This window comes from Monashia sp. HAY1-2A, from assembly GCF_056755315.1.
This window is the reverse complement of the sequence record NZ_JBNDHY010000209.1, coordinates 1-6,274: the sequence shown is the minus strand read 5'-3', so window position 1 is coordinate 6,274 and position 6,274 is coordinate 1. Positions and strand designations below refer to the sequence as shown.

Sequence of the window (6,274 nt, the reverse complement as noted above, 5' to 3'; positions counted from 1 at the left end):
CGCCCTGGCCGTCGGGCAGGTGGGCACGGGCGACCTCGAGCTCGGCCTCGTGGCTGCGGACCCGAACGGTCCCGGCGGTGGCGCCGCCCCCGACGACGGAGGCGCGCAGCAGGTTGGACTGCCCGAGGAAGTTCGCGACGAACGTCGACCGCGGCTTCTCGTACAGGGTCGCGGGGTCACCGAGCTGCTCCATGCGCCCGGCGTTCATGACGGCGATCCGGTCGGCCATCGTCATGGCCTCCTCCTGGTCGTGCGTCACGTGGATGAACGTCAGCCCGACCTCCTGCTGGATCCGCTTGAGCTCGATCTGCATCTGGCGACGCAGCTTGAGGTCGAGGGCGCCGAGCGGCTCGTCGAGGAGGAGGACGTCCGGACGGTTGACGAGGGCCCGCGCGAGTGCGACGCGCTGCTGCATGCCGCCGGAGAGCTGGGTCGGTCGCCTGCCGCCCACATGGGCCAGCTCGACGAGCTCGAGCGCCTCCTGGGCCTTGCGCCGAGCCTCCTTGTCGCCGCGTCGCTTCAGCCCGAACATGACGTTGTCGAGCACCGACATGTGCGGGAACAGCGCGTAGGACTGGAAGACCGTGTTGACGTTGCGCTGGTAGGCCTTGGTGTCGGTGATGTCGTCCGAGCCGATCCGGATGCGTCCGCCCGTCGGCGCCTCGAGGCCGGCGATCATCCGCAGGGTGGTCGTCTTGCCACAGCCCGAGGGGCCCAGCAGCGCGAAGAACGAACCGGCCTCGATGGTGAGGTCGAGGGGGTGGACCGCGGTGAAGGTCCCGAACTCCTTCGTCAGCGCGACCAGCTGCAGGTCGCCCTTGCCCGTGCCCGCCATCAGCCGGCCGTGATCGAGGCGAACATGCGGGAGTACTTCGTCTCCTCGGCCTCGGACAGGCCGCGGAACACCTGGGCGCGCGACAGCACGTCGGCCGGCGGCACGATGAGCGGGTTGTCACCGAGGCTCTTGTCGATCTTGAGCAGCGCGTCCTTGGTGCCCTTGACCGGCGCGATGTAGTTGACGTAGGCCTCGACCTGGGCCATGACCTTCGGGTCGTAGTAGTAGTCGATGAGCTTCTCGGCGTTCTTCTTGTGCTTGGCCAGGGCCGGGATGACGAAGTTGTCGGACCAGAGCGTGAAGCCCTTCTGCGGAAGGGTGTACTGGATGTTGGGGTCGTCGAACTGGAGCTGGACGACGTCGCCGGTCCACGCGGCGCACGCGGCGATGTCGCCCTTGGCCAGGCCGTCGGTGTACTCGTTGCCGGTGAAGCCCTTGATCTGCCCGGCGTCCTTGGCCTGCTGGATCATGTCGATCGCGGCCTTGAAGTCCGCGTCGGTGAACTTCGAGATGTCCTTGCCCTGCTCCATCATCACGAGCCCCACGGTGTCGCGCATCTCGGTCAGCAGCGTCACCTTGCCCTTGAGCGCGGGATCGGTGAGCAGCTGGGTCATCGTCGTGATCTTCTTGCCGCCGGTGGCCTTGAGGTTGTAGCCGATGCCGGCGAAGCCGCTCTGCCACGGCAGCGAGTAGACGCGTCCGGGGTCGAACTCGACGTTGCGCAGGGAGTCCTCGAGGTTCTTGGCGTTCGGGATGTTCGCCAGGTCGAGCTTCTGGAGGTAGCCCTGGCGGATGAGCCGGGCGACCATCCAGTCCGTGCTGCACCACACGTCGCGGCCGGTGTCCTTGCCCTGCTGCAGGAGCGGGCGGACCTTCGCGTAGAACTCGTCGTTGTCGAGGTAGTCCTCGGTGTAGTTGACCTTGATGCCGGTCGCCTTCGTGAAGGCGTCGAGCGTCGGGCGGGCCTTGGTCTTCTCGTCGACGTCGATGTACTCGGTCCAGTTGGACCAGTTGACGATCTTCTCGGAGTCGGACAGGTCCTCGGCCGCTGCGGCCGTCTTGGACGCGGTCCCGGCGGGGCCGCCCCCGCCGCTCGCGGGGTTGCGCCCGGCGGAGCCGCACGCGGCCAGGAAGGCTGCTGCGCCGACGCCGGCCGCGCCCATCATGGCGCTGCGGCGCGACACCAGGCCGCGCATGAGCGCCGCGCGCAGCACCGGGTTGTCCAGGGGCTTCTCGTTCATGGCCTTCTTCTCCAGGGGTTCTCGGTGGGTGACGGGAGAGGATCGACGTCGACCCGGGTCGTGCGGGCTGCCCTGCGGGGCATCAGGACTCGATGTTGGCCATGACGTGCTTGATGCGCGTGTAGTCCTCGAGCCCGTACATGGACAGGTCCTTTCCGTAGCCGGAGTGCTTGAAGCCGCCGTGCGGCATCTCGGCGACGATCGGGATGTGGGTGTTGATCCAGACGCACCCGAAGTCGAGCTTGCGGCTCATCCGCATGGCCCGACCGAAGTCCTTGGTCCACACGCTCGAGGCCAGGCCGTACTGCACGCCGTTGGCCCAGGCGAGGGCCTCGGCCTCGTCGGTGAACTGCTGGACGGTGATGACCGGCCCGAAGATCTCGGTCTGGATCTGCTCGTCGTCCTGCCTGAGGCCGGCGAGGACGGTCGGCTCGAAGAAGAAGCCGTCGCCGAGGCCGTCCGCGCGGTGGCCGCCGGCGGCGACCCGGGCGTGGTCGGGCAGACGGTCGATCATGCCGCCCACGTGGGCCACCTGGTTCGGGTTGTTGACCGGGCCGAGGAGGGCGTCCGGGTCCTCGGGAAGCCCGACCTTCGCCTCGTTCTTCGCGTACTCCGCGAGGGCCGCGACGAAGTCGTCGTGGATGCGGGGACCGGCGAGGACGCGGGTGGCCGCGGTGCAGTCCTGGCCGGCGTTGAAGTAGCCGCCGACGGCGATGCCCTCGACGGCCGCCTCGATGTCGGCGTCGTCGAAGACGACGACGGGCGCCTTGCCGCCGAGCTCGAGGTGCACGCGCTTGAGGTCGCGCGAGGCGCTCTCGGCGACCTGCATCCCGGCCCGCACCGACCCGGTGATGGCCACGAGCGCCGGCGTCGGGTGCTCGACGACCATGCGGCCGGTCTCGCGGTCGCCGGTCACGACGTTGAAGGTGCCCTCGGGGAGGAACTCCGAGGCGAGCTCGGCCAGCAGCAGCGTCGTCTCGGGCGTCGTGTCGGAGGGCTTGAGGACGATCGTGTTGCCGGCCGCGAGCGCCGGGGCGATCTTCCACATCGCCATCATCATCGGGTAGTTCCACGGCGTGACCTGCCCGACGACGCCGATCGGCTCGCGGCGCACGAAGGACGTGTGGCCCCGCATGTACTCCCCGGCCGACTTGCCCTCGAGGACGCGCGCGGCGCCGGCGAAGAAGCGCAGCTGGTCGAGCATCGGCGGGATCTCCTCGCTCGCCGTGAGGGCGTGCGGCTTGCCGGTGTTCTCGCCCTCGAGGCGGACGAAGTCGTCGGCCCGGGCCTCGATGGCGTCGGCGAACTTCAGCAGCGCGGCCTGTCGCTCGCTCGGCGTCGTCTCGCCCCACGTCTCGAAGGCTTTGGACGCGGCGGCGTACGCGCGGTCGACGTCCGCCTGCGTGCTGACGGGGGCAGTGGCGACGACGGCGGCGGTGGCCGGGTTGACGATGTCGGTGGTCGCGTCGGTCTCGGGGTCCAGGTACTGACCGCCGATGAAGTTGCGGAGCTGGCGCGGCTGCGAAGTCATGGCGGCACTCTAGACAGTGACCTGCGCAATGGTGAAGAGATGGTCCGGAAAATCTTCGGAATCAGTTGCGCGGGGACTTGCCAACGTCGTGTTCCACAGGTCAGTATCGGGCCCATGACGACCATCCGTGGCGTGGCCCACAGCGGGTCGAAGCCGCCCCGCCGGGGCGGCGTCAACCTCGACGAGGTCTCCAAGACCATCATCGAGCTGCTCCAGCAGGACGGACGAAAGTCCTACGCCTCCATCGCTGCCGAGGTGGGCCTGTCCGAGGCGGCCGTGCGCCAACGCGTCCAGCGCCTCCTCGACGCCGACGTCATGCAGATCGTCGCGGTGACCGACCCCCTCCAGGTCGGTTTCCAGCGTCAGGCGATGATCGGCCTGCGGGTCTCCGGCGACATGTCGACCGTGGCCGAGGCCCTGTCGGACATGGACGAGGTGTCCTACGTCGTCACCACGGCGGGCAGCTTCGACGTGCTCGCCGAGGTCGTCTGCGAGGACGACGACCACCTCCTGGAGCTGCTGACCGAGCGGATCCGCACCCTCGAGGGCGTCATCACCACCGAGACGTTCGTCTACCTCAAACTCAACAAACAGCTCTACAACTGGGGAACACGATGAGCATCAACCCGAACGAGGTCTGGGAACCGGCCTCGGACCAGCGCACCCCTGCGGGGACCCTGCTGTCCGATGCCGCGCGCGATCACCTGTGGATGCACTTCACGCGCCACTCGGTGTTCGAGGACCCCGGAGACGGCGGGCTGGGCCACTCCGTGCCGATCATCACCCGCGGGCAGGGCTGGAAGATCTGGGACGACCGCGGCAACGAGTACATCGACGGGCTCGCGGGTCTGTTCGTCGTCCAGGTCGGCCACGGGCGTGAGGAGCTCGCCGAGGCGGCAGCCAAGCAGGCCAAGGAGCTCGCCTTCTTCCCGCTGTGGAGCTACGCGCACCCGAAGGCCATCGAGCTGGCCGAGCGGCTCGCCACGCACGCGCCCGGCGACCTCAACCGCGTCTTCTTCACGACGGGTGGGGGCGAGGCCGTCGAGACGGCGTGGAAGCTGGCCAAGCAGTACTTCAAGCTGACCGGCAAGCCGACCAAGCACAAGGTCATCTCGCGCGCGGTCGCCTACCACGGCACGCCGCAGGGGGCCCTGTCGATCACCGGCATCCCGGCCGCCAAGCAGATGTTCGAGCCGCTCGTGCCCGGCACGTTCAGGGTGCCCAACACCAACCAGTACCGGGCTCCCGAGCACCTGCGCGACGACGAGAAGGCCTTCGGCCGCTGGGCCGCCGACCGCATCGCCGAGGCCATCGAGTTCGAGGGGCCCGACACCGTGGCGGCGGTCTTCCTCGAGCCGGTGCAGAACTCGGGTGGCTGCTTCCCGCCGCCGGCCGGGTACTTCGAGCGGGTCCGCGAGATCTGCGACGAGTACGACGTGCTCCTGGTCTCCGACGAGGTCATCTGCGCCTTCGGCCGCATCGGCTCGATGTTCGCCTGCGACGACTTCGGCTACGTGCCCGACATCATCACCTGCGCCAAGGGCATGACCAGCGGCTACTCACCGATCGGCGCGATGATCGCCAGCGAGCGCCTGTTCGAGCCGTTCCGGAAGGGCACGGACTACTTCCCGCACGGTTACACCTTCGGCGGGCACCCGGTGTCGGCCGCCGTGGCGCTGGCCAACCTCGACATCTTCGAGCGCGAGGGTCTCAACGACCACGTCAAGCAGAACGCCCCCGCCTTCAAGGCGACGCTCGACAAGCTGCTCGACCTGCCGCTCGTCGGCGACGTCCGCGGTGCCGGGTACTTCTACGGCATCGAGCTGGTCAAGGACAAGCAGACGCGTGAGACCTTCGACGACGCCGAGTCCGAGCGGCTGCTGCGCGGGTTCCTGTCCAAGGCGCTCTTCGACGCCGGCATCTACTGTCGAGCCGACGACCGCGGGGACCCCGTCGTCCAGCTGGCGCCGCCGCTGATCATGGGCCCGGAGCAGTTCGACGACATCGAGTCGAGGCTGCGTTCCGTCCTCACGGAGGCGGAGAACCACCTCTGACGCGTCGCGCCCGCCGTGCACCGTGGTGCACCGCCAGGCGCGGGCGGTCAGGACGTCCCGGGGAGGGGGCGTGGCCGGTCGTTGGCGTGGGTACGTGACCGGCGAGCGATGCCGGCACCCCGTCGCCACATGTGACGCCGACGCAAGGAGACGACATGGGATTCCTCGACCGACTGCTGGGCCGCGAGCCCGGTCGACCACAGGGCTGGGGCATGGGCCACGGCGCGCCGCCGACCGGTCCGCGGTCCGCGCCGCCCGGCGCCGACCCGTACGCGGTCCCCACGCCGCGTGGCGGAGCCTCCACCGAGGACGAGCGGGCCATCGCCCGCTACCGATACCTGCTGCGCACGGCGCCGCCGGAGGACCTCGAGCGCGTGCACGCCGAGGCCTTCGCACAGCTCTCGCCCGAGCAGCGCCAGATGGTGCTCCAGCGGCTCACCGAGGACCTCCCCGAGTCCGAGCGACCGCGCAGCGACGAGCCGGCCGACCTCGCCCGCAGCGCCACACGCGCCGAGCTGCGTCGGCCCGGCTACCTCCAGGGCGCCTTTGCCGGTGGTACGGGCTGTCTCTTATACACATCTCCGAGCCCACGAGACGCGTAGTAATCTGGGGG

At 69.2% G+C, this 6,274-nt stretch carries 6 protein-coding genes; 3 read left to right on the top strand and 3 right to left on the bottom strand.

Features of this window, described 5'->3' with window-relative positions:
- The 3 genes from ACPYOM_RS20395 to ACPYOM_RS20385 form a co-directional block, all read right to left on the bottom strand.
- A partial coding sequence (locus ACPYOM_RS20395; protein ID WP_481347347.1) for an ABC transporter ATP-binding protein occupies nucleotides 1-835 on the bottom strand: 835 nt, incomplete at its 3' end.
- The gene (locus ACPYOM_RS20390) at nucleotides 835-2,076 is read right to left on the bottom strand and encodes a polyamine ABC transporter substrate-binding protein (RefSeq protein WP_481347346.1); all 1,242 of its coding nucleotides are present in this window, start codon (nucleotides 2,074-2,076) and stop codon (nucleotides 835-837) included. The genes ACPYOM_RS20395 and ACPYOM_RS20390, both read right to left, overlap by 1 nt.
- Before the next feature lie 82 nt (nucleotides 2,077-2,158).
- On the bottom strand, nucleotides 2,159-3,607 hold the full coding sequence (locus ACPYOM_RS20385; RefSeq protein WP_481347345.1) for a gamma-aminobutyraldehyde dehydrogenase: 1,449 nt from the start codon (nucleotides 3,605-3,607) through the stop codon (nucleotides 2,159-2,161).
- A gap of 114 nt (nucleotides 3,608-3,721) precedes the next feature.
- Between ACPYOM_RS20385 and ACPYOM_RS20380 the strand changes: the two genes are divergently transcribed.
- From ACPYOM_RS20380 to ACPYOM_RS20370, 3 genes are all read left to right on the top strand, one after another.
- Nucleotides 3,722-4,225 carry an Lrp/AsnC family transcriptional regulator gene (locus ACPYOM_RS20380; protein ID WP_481341297.1) on the top strand — a complete coding sequence of 168 codons (504 nt, stop codon included), beginning with the start codon at nucleotides 3,722-3,724 and terminating at the stop codon, nucleotides 4,223-4,225.
- On the top strand, nucleotides 4,222-5,661 hold the full coding sequence (locus tag ACPYOM_RS20375) for an aspartate aminotransferase family protein (protein WP_481341296.1): 1,440 nt from the start codon (nucleotides 4,222-4,224) through the stop codon (nucleotides 5,659-5,661). Before ACPYOM_RS20380 ends, ACPYOM_RS20375 begins: the two co-directional genes overlap by 4 nt.
- A gap of 155 nt (nucleotides 5,662-5,816) precedes the next feature.
- The gene (locus ACPYOM_RS20370) at nucleotides 5,817-6,263 is read left to right on the top strand and encodes a hypothetical protein (protein ID WP_481347344.1); all 447 of its coding nucleotides are present in this window, start codon (nucleotides 5,817-5,819) and stop codon (nucleotides 6,261-6,263) included.
- Nucleotides 6,264-6,274 lie beyond the last annotated feature (11 nt).

What these genes read in the sequence shown, in the direction of transcription:
- ACPYOM_RS20370 (WP_481347344.1), top strand. Translation starts at nt 5,817, where the DNA reads ATGGGATTCCTCGACCGACTGCTGGGCCGCGAGCCCGGTCGACCACAG.
- ACPYOM_RS20390 (WP_481347346.1), bottom strand. Translation starts at nt 2,076, where the DNA reads ATGAACGAGAAGCCCCTGGACAACCCGGTGCTGCGCGCGGCGCTCATG.
- ACPYOM_RS20380 (WP_481341297.1), top strand. Translation starts at nt 3,722, where the DNA reads ATGACGACCATCCGTGGCGTGGCCCACAGCGGGTCGAAGCCGCCCCGC.
- ACPYOM_RS20385 (WP_481347345.1), bottom strand. Translation starts at nt 3,607, where the DNA reads ATGACTTCGCAGCCGCGCCAGCTCCGCAACTTCATCGGCGGTCAGTAC.
- ACPYOM_RS20375 (WP_481341296.1), top strand. Translation starts at nt 4,222, where the DNA reads ATGAGCATCAACCCGAACGAGGTCTGGGAACCGGCCTCGGACCAGCGC.